This window comes from Legionella qingyii, assembly GCF_003184185.1.
Genome location: NZ_QHJG01000002.1, coordinates 193,135 through 214,001 on the forward strand (window position 1 = coordinate 193,135; position 20,867 = coordinate 214,001).

A 20,867-nucleotide genomic window follows, 5' to 3' on the forward strand; every position below is an offset into this window, starting at 1 on the left:
CGGGGCCGGAAAGCCGTGGAATATTCATTCACTGTATTCATTCAACACGGTAAGAAACTGACTTCCATAATGAGTCAATTTATGTTGTCCCACACCGGGTACTGCAATTAACTGTTCCAGGTTTTGAGGTCTTATTTCGGTCATTGCATGCAAGGTTGCATCACTGAAGATCATAAAAGGTGGTTTGTTCTCTTCATCTGCTAACCGACGTCTTAATGCTCGAAGTAATTCGAATAAGGGGCTATTTGTGGCTTGAATTGAGCGTCGTTCTTTGCCTTTCTTTTTACTATCCTGAAGATCATTATTGGGTAGAGTCAGTGATATTTTTTCTTCCCCTTTAAGCAAAGGAATGGCCTTGGGCGTCAGTTTAAGAACATGAAACTGATTCATATCTTGTAGGCAATACTCTTTATGGATGAGTTGCCAGGCTAGTTGTTTCCAGTAGTGGGCTGATTTGTCTTTACCAATGCCGAAGGTACTGAGTTGCTCATGGCCATATTGTTTTATTTTATCTGAAGAACTACCTCGCAATACATCTATGGTATACGTTAAACCATAATTTTGCCGCAATCGATAAATACAGGATAAGAATTTTTGCGCATCCTCTGTCGCATCGGCAGTAACGGGTGGATTATCACATACGTCACAATACCGGCATTCAGTATCACAGATCTCATCAAAGTAGCGTAACAAAATTTGACGACGGCAATGAGATGCTTCGGCAAAAGCAAGCATATGGTTGAGCTTGTTGGTTTCAACTCGTCTTTGCTCATCGAGCGGGTTGTTCATGATCCATGAACGTAGTCTGGCACTATCAGCTGCGTCATAGAGTAAGAGTGCTTGAGCTGGTAAACCATCACGCCCGGCACGTCCTGTTTCTTGATAGTAACCTTCAATATTCTTTGGTAAATCATGATGCACAACGAAACGAACATTAGGCTTATCAATTCCCATTCCAAAAGCGATGGTAGCAACAACAATATCGATGCGATCATACCTGAATAAAGTTTGCACTTCTCGGCGTTCTTTATGGGGAAGGCCTGCATGATAGGCACGGGCTTTGAATCCCATTTCTTGTAGTTTTTGCGCCAGATTCTCTACACCTGTACGAGTCCCACAATAAATAATACCTGATTGTTGTTCTACTGTTTGTAAAAACTGATTTAATTGCTTCGAGGCATTGGTCTTAGAAATTACTTTATAATGGATATTAGGTCTGTTAAATGAAGCAATGTATTTTTTGGGTGAATAGTTTAATTTGTCAACAATATCTTGGCGTGTTTGTTTATCTGCAGTCGCAGTTAAAGCAATAATAGGAATATCAGGAAATTCATTTTTTAAAATGCCTAAAGCAGAATATTCGGGACGAAAATCATGTCCCCATTGGGAAATGCAATGGGCCTCATCAATGGCAAAAAGTGCTATATGACACTCTTTCAATCGCTCTAGGAACGATGTGCTAATCAAGCGCTCAGGAGCAATGTACAGCAAATCCAATTCATCCTGATGTAATTGAGTTAATACCTGCTTTGCTTCTTCACTGGTTAAAGCCGAATTATAATAAGCGGCACGAACTCCCTGTAATCTAAGCGCAGTTACCTGATCTTCCATTAAGGCAATTAATGGAGAAACAACAATGCCTACACCTGGCCTTATTAGGGCAGGTATCTGATAACATAGAGACTTACCACCGCCGGTGGGCATCAAAACAAGCACATCATGTCCAGAAATAACATCATTAATAATGTCTTCCTGTGGTGTTCTGAATGAGTCAAAACCAAAGTATTCTTTGAGTACAGCAAGTGAGTTTTTATTGCGAGTTACCGATGCTGCAAGAGTTTCCATTGACTATTCTTATTCTTTTCACGGACGCAGAAAATTTGCAATCATATCACTATCGTTACAAAAGCAGTAGACCTCTTGATGAATGCCTAGGATTAATACCATTAAGTTAAGAATTTGCCATTAAGTTAAGGATTTTTGTCATTCCCGCGAAGGCGGGAATCTATTTTTATAATCCCACTTGGCCTCGTTAGAAATGGGTTCCCGCTTTCGCGGGAACGACAGTCCGCATAGGGGCTACACTTTTTTTAAGGATTATGGTTTGGAAATAAAAGCATTATCCTTTATATAAAAGCGCAGTAATTTTTCTGCCCAATCCTTTGCATAATGAACTCCAACTCTTGGTTTTTCCACAATGCTAATTGGTTGTTGATCCTCTGATTCGGCAATGTAAAAGGTATCACTGGTTAGATCCTGCTGGTTCAGTTGTTTATCTATATGCATTGCTTTAGAAAGCAAACCCGGCCCTTGTGTTCGTCCTTGAATGTTTTTGATGGGCTCGATAGCGCGCAGCAATATTGCCGAACCGGTACCTTCAGTTTCAGTAACGACATTAGTACAGTAATACATCCCGTAAATTAAGTAGATGTAAGCGTAACCAGCAGGCCCAAACATGACTTTTGTTCTTTGAGTAAGGCCTTTAGATGAATGAGACGCTAGATCATGTTGTCCCAGGTACGCTTCAACTTCGACGATTTTTCCTATGTATTCCAATCCGGATTGATTATGAATAATGTATTTGCCTAAAAGTTCTTTGGCAACAATAATAGTATCCCGTTCATAAAATGTTTTGGGTAATTTTCGGAGCATATACTTTCACGGATGATAAAAATTCGCAATAATAATATAATTGAATAAATTTTCTAAGGACAGTTTATGGATTTTGAATTCACAGCGGAGCATTTAGCATTTCGTGAGATGGCGGCTGATTTTGCACGCGATAAATTAGCGCCTATGGCCGATAGTTGGGATGAGCATGATTATTTCCCCATTGAAGTTTTACGTGAAGCCGCTGCATTAGGAATGGCTGGGATGATGGCGCGTGAGGATATTGGTGGATCGCAATTAACGCGTTTGGACTCTGCATTATTGTTTGAGCAATTAGCAACTGGTTGTATCAGTACTAGTGCTTATCTTTCTATCCATAACATGGTTACATCGTTAGTTGATCGGTATGCTGATTCTGAGTTACGAATGAAATGGGGACCTAAATTAACCTCTATGGACGTGATCGGCAGTTATTGCTTGACTGAACCTGAGTCGGGTTCTGATGCGGCCTCCTTAAAAACTCGAGCTATAAAAGATGGGGATTATTACATTCTTAATGGCTCTAAGGCTTTTATTTCAGGAGGTTCAGTAAGTGATGTTTATTTATGCATGGTTCGTACTGGTGATGAATCACATCATGGAATAAGTTGTTTGTTGATCGAAAAAAACACTCCGGGATTGAGTTTTGGCAAATTAGAGAAAAAAATGGGTTGGCATAGTCAACCTACCAGCATGGTATATTTTGAAAATTGTCATGTACCCGTTGCCAACCGTGTTGGTGAAGAAGGAATGGGCTTTAAAATTGCCTTGAATGCTTTAAACGGAGGGCGAATTAATATTGCTTCATGTTCTTTAGGAGGGGCACTCGCTTGTTTACGATTAACTCAAAGCTATATGCATGAGCGTAAACAATTCGGCAAACCGCTTACCGAGATGCAAGCCTTGCGTTTTTATTTTGCTGATATGTTAACAGATTATGAAGCAGCACGCCTAATGGTTTATCGAGCAGCGAGTGCTATGGATAAAAATGATCCTCAAGCCCCGATATACTGTGCTATGGCGAAACGTCTGGCTACGGATGTTGCTTTCCGTATTTGCGATAAAGCAATGCAAATTCATGGTGGCTATGGTTATTTACGTGATTATAAGATTGAGCGAATATTCAGAGATTTAAGAGTGCATCAAATTCTTGAAGGTACTAACGAAATTATGCGGGAAATTGTAGCCAAGGCAACTTTGGATGAGGAGCACTTTTTGTCCTGATTAACCTGGTTGTAGTTTGTAGTCTGATATGTCCTTCAATAGAAAGGGAGTAAATGAATGAATTTAATTGAACAAGATTTGGATGATCATGGAATTTTAACTTTAACTTTAAACAGACCAGAGAAGTTAAATGCTTTAAGTTCCGAGGTATTAGATGCTTTAGAAGAATTATTTCATTATGCAAAAACAAATCCAAAAGTTAATGCAGTGATGATTACGGGAAATGGTAAGGCCTTTTGTGCCGGAGCAGATATAAATCGCTTGGCTGAATGTACTGCACAAACAGGATACGAGTTTGCTTGTCGTGGACAAGAAGTGTTTCGACTTTTGGAAACTTTGGGTAAACCTTCATTGGCAGCCGTGAACGGATTTTCATTTGGTGGTGGTTGTGAATTGGCTATTTCTGCAACATTAAGAATTGCTTCAACAAAAGCTCAGTTTGGTCAGCCTGAAGTAAAACTAGGGGTTATTCCTGGTTATGGCGGCACACAACGATTAGCTCGTTTGATTGGTAAAGGGCGAGCTCTGGATTTATGTTTGACTGGTCGATTTATCAATGCAGATACTGCATTAGATTGGGGATTGGTTAGTGATGTTGTTGAACCAGAAGCATTGTTAGAGCGTGGTAAAGCATTATTGCATGGAATATTGAGTATGGCGCCTCTTGCTGTAACGAGTATTATGGAAGTTATTGATCATGGTTATGATTTATCTTTAACTGATGCATTACATCTGGAAGCAATCCATTTTGCCAAAGTATGTGCTTCTGAAGACAAGAGAGAGGGCGTTGCTGCATTTCTAGAGAAACGAGTTGCTCAGTTCGAAGGAAGATAATCATGACCGATGAAGTACTTTTTAATCAAGAAGGTTCATTAGGAGTCATCACATTAAATAGACCCAGCGCATTGAATGCGTTGACTTTAAATATGATTCTTAGCATCCAAAGACAGTTGAGTCTTTGGAAAGAAGATGCTGCTATTCATGCAGTGGTTGTGCGAGCAGTTCCTGGGAATGCATTTTGTGCCGGGGGTGATATACGTTCGCTTTATTTTTCCGGGCAAGTCAATGATGCGGAACAAATGCAATTTTTTTGGCACGAATATCGGTTAAATCATTTTATTCATCATTTTGGTAAACCTTATATTGCTTTAATTGATGGCATTGTGATGGGAGGGGGGGTAGGAATTTCCATGCACGGGAGTCACCCTATAGCCAGTGAGCGTTTCGTATTCGCTATGCCTGAGACCGGTATTGGTTTCTTTCCTGATATTGGTGCCAGTTATTTGTTAACACGATGCCCAGGATCTTTGGGTGTTTATTTGGGGTTAACAGGTAATCGCTTGAGTTCACATGATGCAATGAAAGCTGGGTTGGTTAAAAAAATAGTCTCTTCGGAACAAATGCCTGCATTGTATGATGCATTAATGAATGAAGATTTATCTACAGATGCTATTCAACGTGTCAATCGATGTGTCCAAGCCTTTAACAGTATATCGTCTACTGATGAGGTAAGCCAAATTAAACCCCTGATTGATGTCTGTTTTGCTCATCCAACAGTCGAAATGATCCGCGAATCGTTACAAAGTGCTAATACAGTATGGGCGGAAGCCGTTGATAATACCTTGGCACAGAAATCTCCTTTGAGTCTTAAAGTCACGTTAGCGCAATTACAAAAAGCCAAAGGTTTATCTTTGGCACAATGTTTGCAAATGGACTATGACATAGTTAGTCATTTTATGCATGGGCATGATTTTTATGAAGGAGTTCGAGCTTTATTAATTGATAAAGATAAGAATCCTCAATGGCATCCGGCACGTTTGGATTTGGTTTCAGAGCAAATGGTTCAGAAGTACTTTGAACGCTTGCATCCTGGTTTGGAATGCATATAGAGATTCCATTTCTTATAAAATTGTTTGGATTGGTGTTGACAATTCTGACAACACCATCATTAGGTTGTTTATTGAAATTAAATGATGATTTTGAATTAAAAACTCATTTTTATGTCACTTGGCATATTGTCTTGTTCTTCAGATTCTGGTTTAGCGTCTTTGGTTTTGTCATTAATAGTTGTGAGTGCATGAATTGTGGAGCCTACTACTGAGGCCGCAATGGAGTAGCCTGTGGTTTCAACAACTGCTTTAACAGGTCCGGAAAAAAGTCGTGACATCATTTTTAATCCTTTTAATAACGTTAAATACTGCAATGTGCCCCAAAATTGGGCATTACAGTATTTATCATACACTATATTTGTGTATAGCAAACCATTTTTTGAAAATTAAATGGTTTGCTATACAATCTTCCTTAATCACTAATTTAATTTGGAACTTTTACTTTGTTCTTTTTCATTGGTTTGCTCTTCAACCACTTCTTCAATTCGAGGAGTTGTTTCCTTGGTTGCAAACATACTATGTCTGGATTTTCCAGGTGAAGGTTGATATTTTTCTGGAACAACTTTTTTCAGTGGTTCAGCACCCATAGTTTCACCAACGCCTGCAACAAGAGCAAATATGACTCCAGTTAACCCCATGCGCATAGGAACTTGTTTCAGAGCCATCTGCCCAAAGGATTTCATTGACGCTTTTGGATCGCCGAGGAAGCAATAAAATAATTCTTTGGTTATTTTAAATGTGTTCGCATTATGCAGGCGTCCATCAGGCGTAACTGTAGATTGCACGAGTAAGTAATCTTTAAATACTGTAGGTGCATATGCAATTCCCCCCGCCAGCGCTCCCGCAACTCCCCCGCCTATAAAATGTGCCTTATCCCCTTTAAATGGCAGATTTTTTGCTATCATATCTTCAAGAATGCATAAAGCTCCAAAATTAATCATTCCTGCTGCATATCTTGGTATAAAGCCCCCAGTCATCAAATTCCATGCATTATTAGGAGTTTTCCACACAAAATTTTCAGGAAGAATATTAGCCTTTCTCAGTGTAGATAAAGATTCGGGTATTTGGGTTACCAAAATATCGCCTAATGCCATAGCCATAACATAATGAAAACTTGCTAATGAATATTTTTTTGCCTCTTCTTTAGCTGCTTCATCTCTCAGAATTCCTTCTTCTATAGGCTTACTGCCACCTTTAGCACCAGTAACATAGCCAGTTCGAATTACTGAGCCTGAAATAGAAGCTGAAGTCCCAGCATACATCGCATTGAAGAATCCCATAACTCCGCCTTTGTAAGGAGGAATCATCGTACCGTTCTTGGTCAAGTTAACTAGCATCGTTTTTATAGGACTTTGAACCATTACGATACTCAAACTGGTGAATAATGCAACGGTTGAAAAATTAAGTCCATCCCAAGCTTTTTGGTACACCTGATCCATTTCAGGCATCCATTTTGGAAGATTACCGCCTTTTTTCCCTGGGGGGGGCACAATAGGAGCTGAAGCAACTGGTGTTGAAACAACTGGTGTTGTTACAGGCGTAGGTGTTTTAACCGCTTTGGCGTGCAGATTATGCTTTACTATATCCATTGGTGTTGAAAACCACGCAGTGCTATTGGTATATAGGTTTGAAAACCATCGTGGAGTCATAGGTGCTTGACCAGAGTTTGAAGCTACACTCTGCCTTATTATTTCTGTTGGTGATATAAACCAGGGCATTTTGGTGAGGTCAGGAAAATTCCACATTGGTGGAACCACGGGGCCTTTTCCACTTGAATCTTGCATTCTTTGCTTGATTAAATCCATAGGTGACAATGTGCTCCATATAGATGGAACTATGGTTGTTTGCCCAGATTTTGTATTTGATGTTTCTCTTTTAGTCTGCATAGCTATATCTTATATTAATTGTTGAATATAAAGTCCTAGTATACAGGCCAAAAATTAACTGAACCTTAAGAAATATGACTAATTAGATCAAAATAAATTCTTTGGGGTTATTTTATGGGCACATGAGTATTCTCATTAAATAAACCCTCCAGTAGGTCGATTTTTTATTAAGAGAAAATATTATATTTACATGATGTTACATAAGAAATGCATCTTTAATGCAGCAAACGAATCACAATCTGGAGGGTAGAGGAATCTATTATCTAAATGTTCTAAATTTTTAAAACTCAAATCGGAAAATCAAAGATGTGAATTATTTCAGCCAATCACCAAGAATATCAATAATTTTTTGTGCTTGTTCTGTGCTGGAAATATTAAATTTAGATTTTTGCCAGTATTGATTGTTACGTTTTTGATAACGTCGAATTGAAAATTTAACTGGGCCATAGTCATTTTGGGCATTATCCCAATCTTGATACTTGAACATAATTGTAGTCCATGCTCCACGAGTTAATACTTTCTTATCCAACTCTTTAACGGTTTCTGTTCCATTTTCGCCATATGCAATAGTAATTTCATCTATACTTGCTGTCATTTCGAGCCTTACCTCAATAAATATTTCAAAAAAACAAAGAGCGTATCAATAATAATGTGTCTTTGCGCTAAAATTTCGGGAGTTTATCTTATTTTTGTAACTTACCATAGTGTTGTACTGTGATTTGCCAAAAAATAGAAAACCAACCGAAGTAAACTTGGAGCATTGAATTACTAGTCGTACTATTGAATGGATTGTAGTTTACCGTTAACAAAAGTCATAGACACAGTCGGTTGATACTCTCCAGGCTGATAGATCCATACTATAGGTTTTGTTGCTGTAGGTACGATTTCATTGATAAAAGAATTATTTACCATAGAAGGGCTACCGCAAGCGTAATATACTTTTTGTACTGGGTCACCTGCTTGAATATTTGCTCCCTGGCAAACGGAAATCGCATTGCTAGAAGAACCATTCATTTTAATGGATCGTACTTTTTGATTCACAATATCTATTTCAAGCTGCACTCCACCACTACCTGTAGGTATATTCCATACTCCATAAAAAGCAGTACTCGTTCCCATATTATTATAAATGAGTTGTTGTACGGGAATTTTTTGCATAACAGGTTGATTTGATTCCTGTTGGCTTATTGGTTGACCACAAGCCGCAATCACTTCATCAGGAGTCATACCTACATTAATATATCCATGATTTTGCGGACAATAATAAGATTGGGTATCAGCAAAGAGACTAAAAGGTAAAAGGAGCAATCCTAAGCCAGTACTACTGAGGAGCGTCATTTTCATAATTTAATCCTGATAATCCTCTGCTTAAAATAAAGTATAGTCGCTTTTATAATAATCTCCAGGGTAAGTTTGCGCTAATAAATAAAGTAATAATTTTTAATAAAACCAGGATGATAAATGGTGAAAAGTCAAAACCTGAAATATCTGGAACTATCTTTCTACCAAGCTTTAACAAGGGCTCTGTTAGCAAGCGTAAAAGATCAGCGATGGGGCCTTGCCAATTTGGATTAACAAAACTCATTATAACGCGTACGAGGATGGCATAAAATAGAATATCACAAGGTTGAATGATTAGGTCTGCAATGATGTAAATGAATATGAAGACGATAGGAATTATTCCATGCAAGGCAAGAAGGCTGATGCAGATAATTTTTAATAGCTCTACAAGAACTAAAGTAATTAAAGCGGGGATGTCATATTTTTGTCCCGGTTTATAGGGTTGTTTTGATAGCAGTTGAATGGGATTGACTATGGGGTTAGTCACTTTATAAAGAAGCTGGTTTACTGGATGAAGTGCACTAACACGTAAATAGCGTAGGGCGATGCGAAGCCATAAACTGAAAATGACTAGTGAAAAAAATAAAGAAACAATAAAGATCAGTACTGCGATAATCCCGGACATATATTTTCCCCTATAATGCATTCGTTCAACTGATTTTTCAGGATTATATCGCGTCGCTTTATTTTTGTCGCTCACCAAATAATGCTCGTCCAACACGCACAATAGTAGCTCCCGCTTTAATTGCGGGGACTAAGTCATCGCTCATTCCCATAGATAAGGTATCCATGTTTAGGCCAAGTTCCTGATTGAGCGAATGCATCAATTGATTAAGCTGCATAAATAATTCATATTGAGTTCGCATATCATGTTGTGGGGGAGGAATAGTCATTAACCCTCTTAGTTTGAGATGGGGAAGTTTGTTGACTGCCAAGGCTAACTCAGCAGCATGTTCGGGCGGTATTCCTGATTTGGTTTTTTCCTCTACCAGGCTAATTTGTAAACAAACGTTGAGTGGACCTAAATCGATTGGGCGGTATTCATTGAGATATTGAGCAATTTTAAAGCGGCTAATACTGTGAACCCAGCTAAACGAAGTAGCAATCCCTTTGGTTTTGTTACTTTGAATGGGGCCGATAAAATGCCAACATATGGGCATGCTTTTTAAGGCATTTATTTTTTGTTGTGCTTCTTGGTAATAGCTTTCACCAAAGTGAGTGATTCCAAGATGAAATAATTCACTAATTGCCTCGGTGCTTTGTTGTTTACTGACAGCGAGCAATAGAACACTCCCGGGTTTTCTATCACATTCAAGTTCAGTTTGTGTGATTAATTGTTTAATTTGATTTAGATTTTGACAAAAATTCATGATCTCTAGATATACCTTGGAAAATCTCAACAATAGCAAAAGAAACAATGTTTGCCGAGTACCACTTCGTGAGCTAATCTAATAACATCAGATTTGAGATTGGGCATCAAGGTTCAATCTATTATTGATTCAATCAGGATGAATTAAGCAATGGACATAGCAGAACTACTGGCGTTTTCTGTAAAAAATAAATCATCAGACTTACATCTTTCCGCGGGTTTGCCCCCAATGATTCGCGTTGATGGGGATTTACGTAAAATAAATTTACCCGCCATGCAGCATAAAGAGGTAATGAAAATTATCTACGATGTAATGAATGACAGGCAAAGAAAAGAATTTGAAGAATTTTTAGAAGTCGATTTTTCTTTTGAAATAACAAATCTGGCTCGTTTTAGGGTGAATGTTTTTAATCAATTACGTGGTGCAGCAGCAGTTTTTCGTACTATTCCAGCGGATATTTTAAGCATGAATGATTTAGGATTACCAGCCATTTTTGAAGAAATGGCCAGTTATCCCAAAGGGTTAGTGCTAATTACTGGTCCAACAGGTTCAGGGAAAAGTACGACTTTGGCTGCCATGATCGATTACATCAATGCAAACCGTTATGATCACATTTTAACGGTTGAAGATCCTATAGAGTTTGTACATCAAAGTAAGAAATGTTTGTTGAATCAGCGTGAAGTTCATCGTGATACGCTGAGTTTTAATGCCGCTTTGCGTTCCGCATTACGTGAGGATCCGGATGTAATTCTGGTAGGGGAGTTGCGGGATTTGGAAACAATACGTTTGGCAATGACTGCTGCGGAAACTGGACATTTAGTATTTGGTACGTTACATACCAATTCGGCAACCAAGACTATCAATAGGATTATTGATGTGTTTCCTGCTGAGGAAAAATCGATGGTTCGTTCCATGTTGTCTGAATCTTTGCAAGCTGTAGTAGCACAAACTTTACTGAAAAAAAATGGTGGGGGACGAGTTGCAGCTTTGGAAATTATGATTTGTACCGGCGCGATACGAAACTTGATTCGCGAAGATAAAGTGGCACAAATGTATTCCTCCATTCAAACGGGTCAAGCCAAGGGAATGCAAACTTTGGATCAGCATTTAACTGAACTGGTTAAAAAAAATATTATCTCATCCCATACAGCACATGAAGTGGCTATTGATAAATCGTTGTTTTAAAGTATTGGTCTCACGAAGGCCATCCAGGAGGTACTTCCATTAAATTAAACGTTTTAACTACACTCTTTGCCATCATCTTCGCGAAGACGGAGAGCCATTTTTTAGAGAGGCTTAACGTTTCATGAAGAAATAGATTCCCGCTTTCGCGGGAATGACAAAAATTCTTAACTTAATGGCAGTGAGGTCGTGAGAATTCTAAAAAGCTTTTAGGCGTTTTTCTGTAATTCAATTAATTGAGGAATACCAATTTCAGCTAGTGCCAGCATGTTGTTTAATTCATCGCGATTAAAATGTCTGTCTTCGGCAGTTCCTTGAATTTCTATGAAATGTCCGTCTTCGGTCATTACTACATTCATGTCTGTTTCAGCAAGTACGTCTTCTGCATAATCTAAATCAAGCACGGATTGACCTCGATAGAGTCCCACAGAAACAGCAGCGATATAATTAAATGCGGGCATTCTACGAATTTTTTCTCGCTCGACCATCCAGGTTATTGCATCTCTCATGGCGACACAAGACCCTGTAATGGCTGCTGTTCTTGTCCCTCCATCAGCCTGGATTACATCACAATCTAGAGTTATTGTATTTTCACCCAAGAATTTTAGATCAACACAGGCTCTTAGGGAACGGCCGATTAGACGTTGAATTTCCATCGTTCTGCCGCCTTGTTTTCCCTTGCTTGCTTCGCGTTCAGTACGGCTGTGTGTTGCACGTGGAAGCATACCGTATTCAGCAGTAACCCAACCTTGGTTTTTACCTTTAATAAAACGGGGAACTCCTTCGGTTACCGATGCGTTACACAATACTTTAGTTTGTCCAAATTCAACCAGAACAGATCCTTCAGCATGCTTTGTATAGTTTCTGGTTATTTTAACAGAACGTAGTTGATTGGCTTCTCGGTTACTTGGGCGCATAGGATAATCCTCGTGAAAATTAGGAATTATAACGCTTAACTCCCTGAGTTGCATCCTAAAGTATGTAATAAAACAAATATGGATCCGGTTGAACATAGATGAGGTATCGACAAAATAATTTACACAAGCGCTAATTAAGTTACAAAAATATCTTTATAATCATATTGATTAATATTAATTCGTTGTGTTAATTTGAATTTTCTTTTGTAAAAAAAGCGCCATTATGTACAACCGCAGTCATAAACACAGTGTTGCCTTATCTGCAGATTTATCTGCAAGCTCGCTGTTTGCCTGCGATTTAGTTGATACTCAAAATCTTTCTTCTTTATTAGTGATTCTTTTCTTACCCCTTTTTCCCTAGGGCGGTCTTTTTTCGTTATCCGCGCCTCTCTAGGGAGGAAGCGAGCGGGTAATAAATTCAATTTGACATAAGCTATTGGAGAATATTATGGCTCAAACTAAATTTGAGGCGCATAAAGAAGAGGCGCGCTCTAAAGAAAAGAAAAACAATCTAAGTGTAGTTCAAAGCATTTTCTCGGGAAGTGTTACTGGGGCTTTTGAAGTATTTGTTGATCACCCTTTGTGGTCGATAAAAACTCGAATGCAGAAGAGAGAGCCTTTTACTCTAAATCCACAAGTATTGTATCGAGGTATATTGCCAAATGCTGCCAGCATGGTCCCAATAACTGCAGTACAAGTAGGTTTGAACCGTTTTTTCCAAAAATGGTTTTTTGAGAATAAATATGAATTGTCTGATACTCAAAAATTGATCAGTGCATTTGCTGCAGGAGTGGGTTCTGCTGTAATTAGTTGTCCAACCGAAATGATTATGACCCATCAAAAAACGAGTTTTTGTTCGGCCGGCGCTCAGCTGGTGAAGCAGGGTGGATGGTCTCGTCTTTATACAGGGATGATGGCAACGATGCTGAGAGAGGGTATGTTTTCTACATTTTTTTTGGCTGTGACTCCTGCATTGAAAGACAGAATAAAGGAGCATTGTCCAAATGATTTTGTTGCTTCTTCGCTTGCGGGTGTATTGGCAGGAGTAGGTGCAACATTCGCCTCACAAAAGTTTGATGTGATAAAGACAGTCCAGCAATCATCAACGGCTAAAAATCCTTCAGGTTTTTTCAAAACGACTCAAAAAATTCATGCAGAATATGGCATTTATGGTTTTTTTAATGGTGGGCTGCCACGAGGTCTACGCGTAATGTCTGCAGTAACACTGATGAGTTGGATGAATGAGAAAATGAGTGAGTTGTTGTCCCAAAATCAGCAATCGAAATCAATTACAGGTTCATCGCTAAGTAAATAATTCTTTAATCCCGGGTTAAAAATTATTAATTCGGGATAAATTATATGTAAAGCGTCGAAGGAATTTCATGTCCAGGTCTTTAATTAACTACCAAATTGCTTTATTATTGATCATGGTAATTGCTAAGCCTTGGTAAATATCATGCGGTGTTTCTCTGTCCAATTGCTTTAAATTGGGGTATATTCGCGCAAGGTTTATTCATTGGTACTCTATATGCTTCAAAGTATGACGGCTTTCTCACGAGTGCAAAAGCAAATCGAAGAAGGTCATTTTTGTTGGGAAATCAAGTCAGTTAATCATCGATATCTGGATGTTTCATTTCGTTTACCTGAATCATTCCGATTTATAGAACCTCAGTTGCGTCATGTGTTGCGAGATGTAATCAATCGTGGCAAATTGGAGTGTCAGCTGAAATATCAAGATACAAGTTCTAATAATCAGTCTATGCTTATAAATGTAGGCATGGTTAATGCATTAGTAAATTTAAGTGAAAAGCTTTCTGCATCCCATCATTTGCCGAATGATTTAGGTATTAGTCGCGTCTTATCCTGGCCTGGTGTGGTGCAAGCCAGTGTGCCCGATGCAGATGTTTTAGGAGGGCACGCACTTTCTTTATTTAAGGATGCAATTGACCAACTAAAACAAATGCGTATAACAGAAGGGAGCGCATTAAAAGCACATGTAGAAGGACGATTAAGTGAATTAAGTGAAGAAGTTAAGCGAGCACGCTCTATAGTGTTAATGCAAACAGAACAAGTAAAAGATAAACTGTTGACTCGATTGCACTCAGTGAAACTTGAAGTTCAAGAGTCACGTGTGGAGCAGGAAATTGCTTTAATCTTGACTCGTATTGATGTCAGTGAGGAATTAGATAGACTAGAGACTCATCTTGATGAAGTGAGTCGGACGTTAAATTGCGATAAAATCGCAGGAAGACGTCTTGATTTTTTGATGCAAGAATTAAATAGGGAGGCGAATACGCTAAGCTCCAAATCCGACTCTGTAGAATTGACCAAGAGTGCGGTGGAAATGAAGGTTTTAATTGAGCAAATGCGTGAGCAAATTCAAAATATTGAGTGAGTACTATTGTGGGTGATTATTCGGGTAATTTATTTATTGTTGCAGCACCTTCAGGGGGAGGCAAAACAAGTTTAGTAAAAAGGTTAATCGAAACTATGGACGACATTGAAGTATCCATTTCGCATACAACGCGAACAATGCGACCTGGAGAACGAAACGGAGTGGACTACTTTTTTACTGATGAAAATGAATTTATGCGTATGATTGATGATTGTGCCTTTTTAGAGCACGCCCGAGTCTTCAATCATTTGTATGGAACCTCGATGGAGCAAATTACAAGACGTTTGCAAAATGGCATCGATGTGGTTCTGGATATAGATTGGCAAGGAGCGACTCAGATTAGACGTTCTTTTCCAGAGGCAGTAAGTATTTTTATTGTGCCACCATCTTTGGAAGTCTTAAGACAAAGATTGCTAAATAGACGACAAGATAAAGATGAAGTGGTTAGTGACCGAATGAAAAAGGCTCAAGATGAGCTGAGTCATTATCCTGAATTTGATTATTTAATTGTTAATGATAATTTTGAAAAAGCGGCGATGGAGCTAGGGGCGATTGTGATTGCAAACCGCTTATGTATTAAGCGACAGATAAATAAACAATCAAAATTGCTTTCTTTCCTGTTGTCATCGCAGTAAAATGCAGGGTTTTGCTACCGGAGAATGATTTATGGCACGAGTTACAGTTGAAGATTGTTTAAAGAATGTTGCGAATCGATTTGAGCTGGTTATGGTAGCCACGAAACGTGCACGCCAAATTGCAGTTCGAGGAGATCAGCCCATGGTTGAATGGGAAAATGATAAACCTACAGTAGTTGCTTTACGTGAAATAGCAGAAGGTTTAATTACCCCAGACATTTTGGATAAAGAGTAATTTTTAGGGATACTGGTAAACTATTTATATAGCTTGGGCGAAGCGACGCGAAGCCCAGGTTTTTAAGCAACTAAAAATTCCAGGATTCCACTTTTCACCCCAGCTACGAATGATAGAGAGGATAGTGAATATTCGGGGTCGCCATAACAGGGTGAATTTAGGGGTATAGGGGTATGGTCATGTTAGATACTAGGGAGTACTGCGTGAGCTACTTTAAGGAGCTCGATGAAGAGCTGAAATGCTATCTTGAGCAGTCGCAAATTGAAAAGTGTTATCAAGCCTATTTGGTCGCTGAGAAAGCGCATCAAGGGCAAATGCGTCGTTCTGGCGAACCTTATATTACCCACCCTGTAGCAGCAGCCCTTATTCTCGCTCGAATGCGTCTTGATTATCAAACAATAATGGCAACTTTACTCCACGATGTAGTTGAAGATACTTCGGTGAGTAAAGAAGATTTAACCCGCCAATTTGGTGAAGAAATTACCTCTCTGGTAGATGGTGTTACCAAACTAACTAAAATCAAATTTGAATCAAAGGCAGAAGCCCAGGCGGAAAATTTCCGTAAAATGGTCTTGGCCATGGTCAAAGATATCCGCGTAATAATTGTTAAGCTGGCTGATCGCCTGCACAATATGAGAACTCTTGGTGCAATGCCTTATGCAAAGCGTAGACGCATCGCCATAGAAACTTTAGAAATTTATGCACCCATTGCTAACCGTTTGGGGATGCATTCAATTTATGTAGGCTTGGAGGATTTGGGATTTCAGGCTTTATATCCCATGCGCTATAGGGCAATTAAATCAGCAGTTGAAAAATCTCGTGGCAATCGACGTGAATTGACCCAAACTATTGAGCGTGATTTGCAACTGGCTTTAGCACAATTGAATATCCCTTACGAACAAGTATTCGGTAGACAAAAGCACTTATACAGCATTTATAAGAAAATGCGTCAGAAAAAAGCCTCATTTACCGAGATTACCGATGTTTTTGCTTTTCGTGTTATTACGGAAGATATTGATTCCTGTTACCGTATTTTAGGTGCTTTGCACTGTACTTATAAACCTGTTCCTCAACGCTTTAAAGACTATATTGGCATACCTAAGGCAAATGGATATCAATCGCTGCATACAACCTTGTTCGGACCTTTTGGGGTCCCTCTGGAAGTGCAAATTCGTACTCGCGATATGGATAAAGTAGCTGATAATGGGGTCGCTGCACATTGGATTTATAAATCATCTGGTCTCGAGGTAAACGAAGCACAATTACGTGCAAGAGAGTGGGTGCAAAGTTTATTGGAAATGCAACGCAGCACAGGAAGTTCGTTGGAATTTATCGAAAACGTAAAAATTGATTTATTTCCTGATGAAGTATACGTATTTACCCCTAAAGGCCATATTATGGAATTACCCAAAGGGGCAACTCCTGTTGATTTTGCTTATTCAGTCCATTCTGGAGTAGGTAATAGTTGTGTCGCAGCTAAAGTAAATAGAAAACTGGTGCCACTCAGCATCCCCTTATCTAATGGGCAAACAGTTGAGATTATTACCGCACAAGGGGCTCATCCTAACCCGGCATGGTTAAACTTTGTAGTTACTGGAAAAGCACGATCAAATATTCGTCATTTTCTGAAGAGCCAACAAAATACAGAATCAATTAGTTTAGGTAAACGTCTTCTTGAGCAGTCATTAAATGAACTGTCCAGTGATTATGCTAAAATACCACCAGAGTCCTTACAGGCATTATTAAGCGACTTACATTATAAAATGATGGATGATTTGCTTTATGCGATTGGAATAGGCAATCAAATGGCGATGGTAATTGCTAAAAGATTGGTGGTAACTCAAGATTCTAATGAGTTGGATAAAGGAATTAAGACACGACCATTGGCAATTAAGGGAACAGAAGGAATGGTGGTGCATTTTAGTGAGTGTTGTCAGCCCATTCCTGGTGATAACATTGTTGGAAAATTCCAGCAAGGCCGAGGAATTATCGTTCATAGCAGTGATTGTGCTACATTAAAAAATTCACGAACCAATCCAGAACAATTTGTTGCCTTGCGTTGGGATGAGAAGGTTGAAGGCGAATACTGGGTTGATATTACTGTTGATGTAGTGAATGAGCGCGGAGTATTGGCGGCATTGGCAACTGCTATTGCTGAGGCGGGATCAAACATTGGAAATATCAATGTCGATCCGCGTGATGGTCGACATAATGCCGTTACCTTCTCAATTAGCGTTGTCGATAGAACGCATTTGGCTCGAGTTATGCGTCGATTACGAGCAAATAAAGTAGTGATGCGTCTTTATAGAAAAAAACAAGGGGATAATTAATGCGACCTGTAAATACAAAATTGGCTCCTGAGGCTATTGGAACCTATTCACAAGCCATCCAATGTGGTAATACAGTTTATCTTTCAGGACAAATACCGCTTGATCCAGTAACGATGCAACTATGTAGTGAAGATATTAAACTACAAATTACTCAGGTTTTAGAAAATTTATCAGCAGTTTGTGAAGCCGCTGGTGGCAGTTTGGCGCAAATAGCGAAATTGAATGTGTATCTTACTGATTTGCATCATTTTCCATTAATTAATGAAGCAATGAGTCGTTATTTTGCTGCACCTTACCCAGCAAGAGCTGCGATAGAAGTGTCTGCATTGCCACGTGGTGCGCAAGTTGAGATGGATGGTATAATGGTTTTATCTTCGAAGTAATTCATTTATAAAGTAGCCTCGACGAGGCGCAAGTCGTAACCGGGAAATCCATAATAAGAAAACCGAGCTCTGCTTCGCTTCATACAGGCTAGATATTTTAAAGTCAGAGTTAGTGTATGAGTATAATTTCCCTTCATGGTGTGTCCCTCAATATTGCGGGAAATCAGTTATTGGATAATGCAGATTGGCAGATCCAACCTCAGGATCGTATTGCATTAGTTGGACGAAATGGAGCGGGTAAATCCACTCTACTTAAACTCCTGCAGGGAGACTTGATTCCTGATAGTGGTCAAATCAATCAGCTTTCCGGATTGCGTGTTGCTGGACTCACGCAGGAAGTCCCAGTAGCAGAAGAGGAATCTGTCTATCATTTTCTAGTGAAAAGACTTGGTGAAGTAGGTGAGGTTTTATCTCGTTTTAATGAATTATCCCAATTGGGTAATATGGAAAAATTAGCCATATGCCAGCAACAAATGGATAATTTACATGCTTGGGACAAATTGCCACAAATTGAGACTATGGCCAGTCGTTTAGGCATAGACACTCGTGAGCGTATGAATAACTTGTCAGGAGGCATGAAACGCCGTGTTCTTTTAGGAGCAGCACTCATCGCGACTCCGGATTTATTATTATTGGATGAACCGACAAACCATTTGGATATTGAAGCGATTGAATGGTTAGAGTCATATTTGAAAAGTTTCAAAGGGTCGGTGCTTTTGGTAACTCATGATAGAGAGTTTTTGAGTCAAGTATCCAATCGGATTGTAGAAATTGATAGAGGGAAGTTGTACCAGCATGATTGTGATTATGAAACATATCTGGATAGAAGAGAGTCTATTCGTCAAAGCGAGCAAAAGCAAAATGATTTATTTGATAAAAAGCTGGCTGAGGAAGAGGTATGGATTCGTACTGGAATCAAAGCACGACGAACCCGAAATGAAGGTCGGGTTCGTGCGTTAAAGGCATTGCGTGAAGAATATAAGGCACGTCGTAATCAATTGGGTAAGGTCAAATCATTTTCCTTGGATGTAACTCGTTCAGGTTCGGTGGTCATTGAAGCAAACCATGTTAATTATACCTTGGGAGATAAAACGATTTTACGTGATTTCTCCTTATTGCTAAGTCGGGGGGATAAGCTTGGAATAATTGGTCCTAATGGATGCGGTAAAACGACTTTAGTAAGACTATTGCTTGGAGAATTACAACCAGATTCTGGGCAGATAAAACTTGGTACATCCTTGAGTGTTGCTTATTTTGATCAATTACGCCGGCAACTACATGAAGATCAAACCGTCATGTTTAATGTTGGTGATGGGGCAGATTATGTAACGATTAACGGTAAACAAAAACATGTTGCCAGTTACTTGCGTGAATTTTTATTTTCATCCGAGCGTTTTAATCAACCGGTTTCAGTGCTTTCAGGTGGTGAACGCAACAGATTATTACTCGCAAAACTCTTTGCCAAACCAGTCAATCTGTTGGTGATGGATGAGCCTACTAATGATTTAGATATTGAAACTTTAGAGCTCCTGGAAGGTATGTTAGCTGATTATCCTGGAACTTTAATATTAATTAGTCACGATAGAGCCTTTATTAATCAGGTCGTTACCAGTGTTCTGGTCTATGAGGAAGCAGGACAGTTTAATGAATTTGTTGGTGGTTATGATGAATACAAAATGCATAAGAAACAACAACAGCGTGATCAGGTAACAAAAGCACCGGTTTTAAAACGAACTACGGTAACCAATAAATTAAGTTTTAATGAGCAACGAGAGCTTGCGCAATTACCACAGAAAATTGAGCAATTAGAAGGAAAAATAGCGGAGTTACAATTACAAATGGCTGATCCTAAATTTTACCAACAAGATGCTCAGATGATTGCAAAGATAAATCAAGGATTGGTTGAGGATGAAACGTTATTAACCCAGCTTTATGAGCGCTGGGAGGTGCTAGAAGATGTTGAGAAAAGGAATAGATAAATGTTATTAACCTTAGCTTTGGTTATTCTTTTTAGTGCGATTACAGTTTTCTTTTCAGAAGAATTTATCAAAGCCTTTAATAATCTCTTTGCTATAAAAGGTGCTAAATTATTAATACCAATGTTTGCTGCATCCTGGCTCATTTATACTTATAATTTTTGGTTTCTATGGGGAATATTTTACGCACGTGAACTATTGCATGATGTATTGAATTTTTTAGTGCGTATGATGCCTTTTCAGAAAGAGGCGGTTTCGTTGGTATTGGTATTTATGATAACTGTACTTTCTGTGGTCCCGGTTCTTATTCTTGATGTTCTATCCCGAAGAAAAAATTTTAAGGGATATCAGCATCCTTATGTTGCGAGTGGTTTAATTTGGATACTGTCTGTTTTTCTATTAATCATCCTATGATCTTTATGTATAGAAATGTAATTTTTTTGTAAAGACTCAGT

At 38.9% G+C, this 20,867-nt stretch carries 22 protein-coding genes; 13 read left to right on the top strand and 9 right to left on the bottom strand.

What is annotated here, in order from left to right; genetic code table 11:
• Nucleotides 1–24: 24 nt before the first annotated feature.
• Nucleotides 25–1,845, bottom strand: a complete 1,821-nt coding sequence (recQ, locus tag DGG96_RS01800; RefSeq protein WP_110141304.1) for a DNA helicase RecQ — start codon at nt 1,843–1,845, stop codon at nt 25–27.
• A gap of 252 nt (nt 1,846–2,097) precedes the next feature.
• A complete protein-coding gene (locus DGG96_RS01805) occupies nt 2,098–2,652 on the bottom strand; it encodes a DNA-3-methyladenine glycosylase (RefSeq protein ID WP_110141305.1) in 555 nt (184 codons plus the stop codon).
• A gap of 66 nt (nt 2,653–2,718) precedes the next feature.
• Here DGG96_RS01805 and DGG96_RS01810 point away from each other — a divergent pair, with 66 nt between their 5' ends.
• From DGG96_RS01810 to DGG96_RS01820, 3 genes are read left to right on the top strand one after another with little or no spacing between them, the layout of a single operon-like run.
• Nucleotides 2,719–3,873 carry an acyl-CoA dehydrogenase family protein gene (locus DGG96_RS01810; RefSeq protein WP_110141306.1) on the top strand — a complete coding sequence of 385 codons (1,155 nt, stop codon included), beginning with the start codon at nt 2,719–2,721 and terminating at the stop codon, nt 3,871–3,873.
• A gap of 57 nt (nt 3,874–3,930) precedes the next feature.
• A complete protein-coding gene (locus DGG96_RS01815; protein ID WP_110141307.1) occupies nt 3,931–4,707 on the top strand; it encodes an enoyl-CoA hydratase/isomerase family protein in 777 nt (258 codons plus the stop codon).
• A gap of 2 nt (nt 4,708–4,709) precedes the next feature.
• On the top strand, nt 4,710–5,762 hold the full coding sequence (locus DGG96_RS01820; RefSeq protein ID WP_110141308.1) for an enoyl-CoA hydratase/isomerase family protein: 1,053 nt from the start codon (nt 4,710–4,712) through the stop codon (nt 5,760–5,762).
• Between the two features lie 95 nt (nt 5,763–5,857).
• On the opposite strand, the gene DGG96_RS01825 is transcribed toward DGG96_RS01820, so the two are convergent.
• From DGG96_RS01825 to DGG96_RS01850, 6 genes are all read right to left on the bottom strand, one after another.
• On the bottom strand, nt 5,858–6,043 hold the full coding sequence (locus DGG96_RS01825) for a hypothetical protein (protein WP_126955654.1): 186 nt from the start codon (nt 6,041–6,043) through the stop codon (nt 5,858–5,860).
• A 138-nt stretch (nt 6,044–6,181) separates the two neighbouring features.
• A complete protein-coding gene (locus DGG96_RS01830) occupies nt 6,182–7,648 on the bottom strand; it encodes a hypothetical protein (RefSeq protein ID WP_110141310.1) in 1,467 nt (488 codons plus the stop codon).
• 313 nt (nt 7,649–7,961) lie between these two features.
• On the bottom strand, nt 7,962–8,243 hold the full coding sequence (locus DGG96_RS01835) for a hypothetical protein (protein ID WP_058467753.1): 282 nt from the start codon (nt 8,241–8,243) through the stop codon (nt 7,962–7,964).
• 182 nt (nt 8,244–8,425) lie between these two features.
• On the bottom strand, nt 8,426–8,992 hold the full coding sequence (locus tag DGG96_RS01840) for a DUF2845 domain-containing protein (RefSeq protein WP_110141311.1): 567 nt from the start codon (nt 8,990–8,992) through the stop codon (nt 8,426–8,428).
• A gap of 46 nt (nt 8,993–9,038) precedes the next feature.
• Nucleotides 9,039–9,614, bottom strand: coding sequence for a YggT family protein (locus DGG96_RS01845; protein ID WP_110141312.1), 576 nt, complete (start codon nt 9,612–9,614; stop codon nt 9,039–9,041).
• Nucleotides 9,615–9,672: 58 nt separating this feature from the next.
• Nucleotides 9,673–10,359 (bottom strand): YggS family pyridoxal phosphate-dependent enzyme, encoded by a 687-nt coding sequence (locus DGG96_RS01850; RefSeq protein ID WP_110141313.1) that lies wholly within the window; start codon nt 10,357–10,359, stop codon nt 9,673–9,675.
• 150 nt (nt 10,360–10,509) lie between these two features.
• Between DGG96_RS01850 and DGG96_RS01855 the strand changes: the two genes are divergently transcribed.
• Nucleotides 10,510–11,544, top strand: coding sequence for a type IV pilus twitching motility protein PilT (locus tag DGG96_RS01855; RefSeq protein WP_110141314.1), 1,035 nt, complete (start codon nt 10,510–10,512; stop codon nt 11,542–11,544).
• A gap of 206 nt (nt 11,545–11,750) precedes the next feature.
• Here the strand turns inward: DGG96_RS01855 and rph are convergent, their stop codons facing one another.
• Complete coding sequence (gene rph, locus DGG96_RS01860) at nt 11,751–12,458, bottom strand: ribonuclease PH (RefSeq protein WP_110141315.1); 708 nt, start codon at nt 12,456–12,458, stop codon at nt 11,751–11,753.
• 223 nt (nt 12,459–12,681) lie between these two features.
• On the opposite strand from rph, the gene DGG96_RS20710 reads away from it, so the two are divergent.
• From DGG96_RS20710 to DGG96_RS01900, 9 genes are all read left to right on the top strand, one after another.
• Entirely contained in the window at nt 12,682–12,819 is a 138-nt protein-coding gene (locus DGG96_RS20710) for a hypothetical protein (protein WP_165831561.1), read from the top strand.
• Between the two features lie 87 nt (nt 12,820–12,906).
• Complete coding sequence (locus DGG96_RS01865) at nt 12,907–13,773, top strand: MC/SLC25 family protein (RefSeq protein WP_110141316.1); 867 nt, start codon at nt 12,907–12,909, stop codon at nt 13,771–13,773.
• A 213-nt stretch (nt 13,774–13,986) separates the two neighbouring features.
• On the top strand, nt 13,987–14,853 hold the full coding sequence (locus DGG96_RS01870; RefSeq protein ID WP_110141317.1) for a YicC/YloC family endoribonuclease: 867 nt from the start codon (nt 13,987–13,989) through the stop codon (nt 14,851–14,853).
• 5 nt (nt 14,854–14,858) lie between these two features.
• Nucleotides 14,859–15,488, top strand: coding sequence for a guanylate kinase (gene gmk, locus DGG96_RS01875; protein ID WP_233590465.1), 630 nt, complete (start codon nt 14,859–14,861; stop codon nt 15,486–15,488).
• Between the two features lie 31 nt (nt 15,489–15,519).
• Nucleotides 15,520–15,723: a DNA-directed RNA polymerase subunit omega gene (rpoZ, locus tag DGG96_RS01880; protein WP_110141319.1), complete on the top strand. Its 204-nt coding sequence runs from the start codon at nt 15,520–15,522 to the stop codon at nt 15,721–15,723.
• Nucleotides 15,724–15,926: 203 nt separating this feature from the next.
• Nucleotides 15,927–18,053 carry a bifunctional GTP diphosphokinase/guanosine-3',5'-bis pyrophosphate 3'-pyrophosphohydrolase gene (spoT, locus tag DGG96_RS01885; RefSeq protein WP_165831562.1) on the top strand — a complete coding sequence of 709 codons (2,127 nt, stop codon included), beginning with the start codon at nt 15,927–15,929 and terminating at the stop codon, nt 18,051–18,053.
• Nucleotides 18,053–18,436, top strand: a complete 384-nt coding sequence (locus tag DGG96_RS01890) for a RidA family protein (protein ID WP_110141321.1) — start codon at nt 18,053–18,055, stop codon at nt 18,434–18,436. Before spoT ends, DGG96_RS01890 begins: the two co-directional genes overlap by 1 nt.
• 116 nt (nt 18,437–18,552) lie before the next feature.
• On the top strand, nt 18,553–20,415 hold the full coding sequence (locus DGG96_RS01895) for an ATP-binding cassette domain-containing protein (RefSeq protein WP_110141322.1): 1,863 nt from the start codon (nt 18,553–18,555) through the stop codon (nt 20,413–20,415).
• Nucleotides 20,416–20,826, top strand: a complete 411-nt coding sequence (locus DGG96_RS01900; RefSeq protein ID WP_110141323.1) for a hypothetical protein — start codon at nt 20,416–20,418, stop codon at nt 20,824–20,826.
• Nucleotides 20,827–20,867: the final 41 nt, after the last annotated feature.

Excerpts from the sequence above, each read along its gene's own strand:
- recQ (WP_110141304.1), bottom strand. The coding sequence starts at position 1,845 with ATGGAAACTCTTGCAGCATCGGTAACTCGCAATAAAAACTCACTTGCT.
- DGG96_RS01805 (WP_110141305.1), bottom strand. The coding sequence starts at position 2,652 with ATGCTCCGAAAATTACCCAAAACATTTTATGAACGGGATACTATTATT.
- DGG96_RS01810 (WP_110141306.1), top strand. The coding sequence starts at position 2,719 with ATGGATTTTGAATTCACAGCGGAGCATTTAGCATTTCGTGAGATGGCG.
- DGG96_RS01815 (WP_110141307.1), top strand. The coding sequence starts at position 3,931 with ATGAATTTAATTGAACAAGATTTGGATGATCATGGAATTTTAACTTTA.
- DGG96_RS01820 (WP_110141308.1), top strand. The coding sequence starts at position 4,710 with ATGACCGATGAAGTACTTTTTAATCAAGAAGGTTCATTAGGAGTCATC.
- DGG96_RS01825 (WP_126955654.1), bottom strand. The coding sequence starts at position 6,043 with ATGATGTCACGACTTTTTTCCGGACCTGTTAAAGCAGTTGTTGAAACC.
- DGG96_RS01830 (WP_110141310.1), bottom strand. The coding sequence starts at position 7,648 with ATGCAGACTAAAAGAGAAACATCAAATACAAAATCTGGGCAAACAACC.
- DGG96_RS01835 (WP_058467753.1), bottom strand. The coding sequence starts at position 8,243 with ATGACAGCAAGTATAGATGAAATTACTATTGCATATGGCGAAAATGGA.
- DGG96_RS01840 (WP_110141311.1), bottom strand. The coding sequence starts at position 8,992 with ATGAAAATGACGCTCCTCAGTAGTACTGGCTTAGGATTGCTCCTTTTA.
- DGG96_RS01845 (WP_110141312.1), bottom strand. The coding sequence starts at position 9,614 with ATGTCCGGGATTATCGCAGTACTGATCTTTATTGTTTCTTTATTTTTT.
- DGG96_RS01850 (WP_110141313.1), bottom strand. The coding sequence starts at position 10,359 with ATGAATTTTTGTCAAAATCTAAATCAAATTAAACAATTAATCACACAA.
- DGG96_RS01855 (WP_110141314.1), top strand. The coding sequence starts at position 10,510 with ATGGACATAGCAGAACTACTGGCGTTTTCTGTAAAAAATAAATCATCA.
- rph (WP_110141315.1), bottom strand. The coding sequence starts at position 12,458 with ATGCGCCCAAGTAACCGAGAAGCCAATCAACTACGTTCTGTTAAAATA.
- DGG96_RS20710 (WP_165831561.1), top strand. The coding sequence starts at position 12,682 with ATGTACAACCGCAGTCATAAACACAGTGTTGCCTTATCTGCAGATTTA.
- DGG96_RS01865 (WP_110141316.1), top strand. The coding sequence starts at position 12,907 with ATGGCTCAAACTAAATTTGAGGCGCATAAAGAAGAGGCGCGCTCTAAA.
- DGG96_RS01870 (WP_110141317.1), top strand. The coding sequence starts at position 13,987 with ATGCTTCAAAGTATGACGGCTTTCTCACGAGTGCAAAAGCAAATCGAA.
- rpoZ (WP_110141319.1), top strand. The coding sequence starts at position 15,520 with ATGGCACGAGTTACAGTTGAAGATTGTTTAAAGAATGTTGCGAATCGA.
- DGG96_RS01890 (WP_110141321.1), top strand. The coding sequence starts at position 18,053 with ATGCGACCTGTAAATACAAAATTGGCTCCTGAGGCTATTGGAACCTAT.
- DGG96_RS01895 (WP_110141322.1), top strand. The coding sequence starts at position 18,553 with ATGAGTATAATTTCCCTTCATGGTGTGTCCCTCAATATTGCGGGAAAT.
- DGG96_RS01900 (WP_110141323.1), top strand. The coding sequence starts at position 20,416 with ATGTTATTAACCTTAGCTTTGGTTATTCTTTTTAGTGCGATTACAGTT.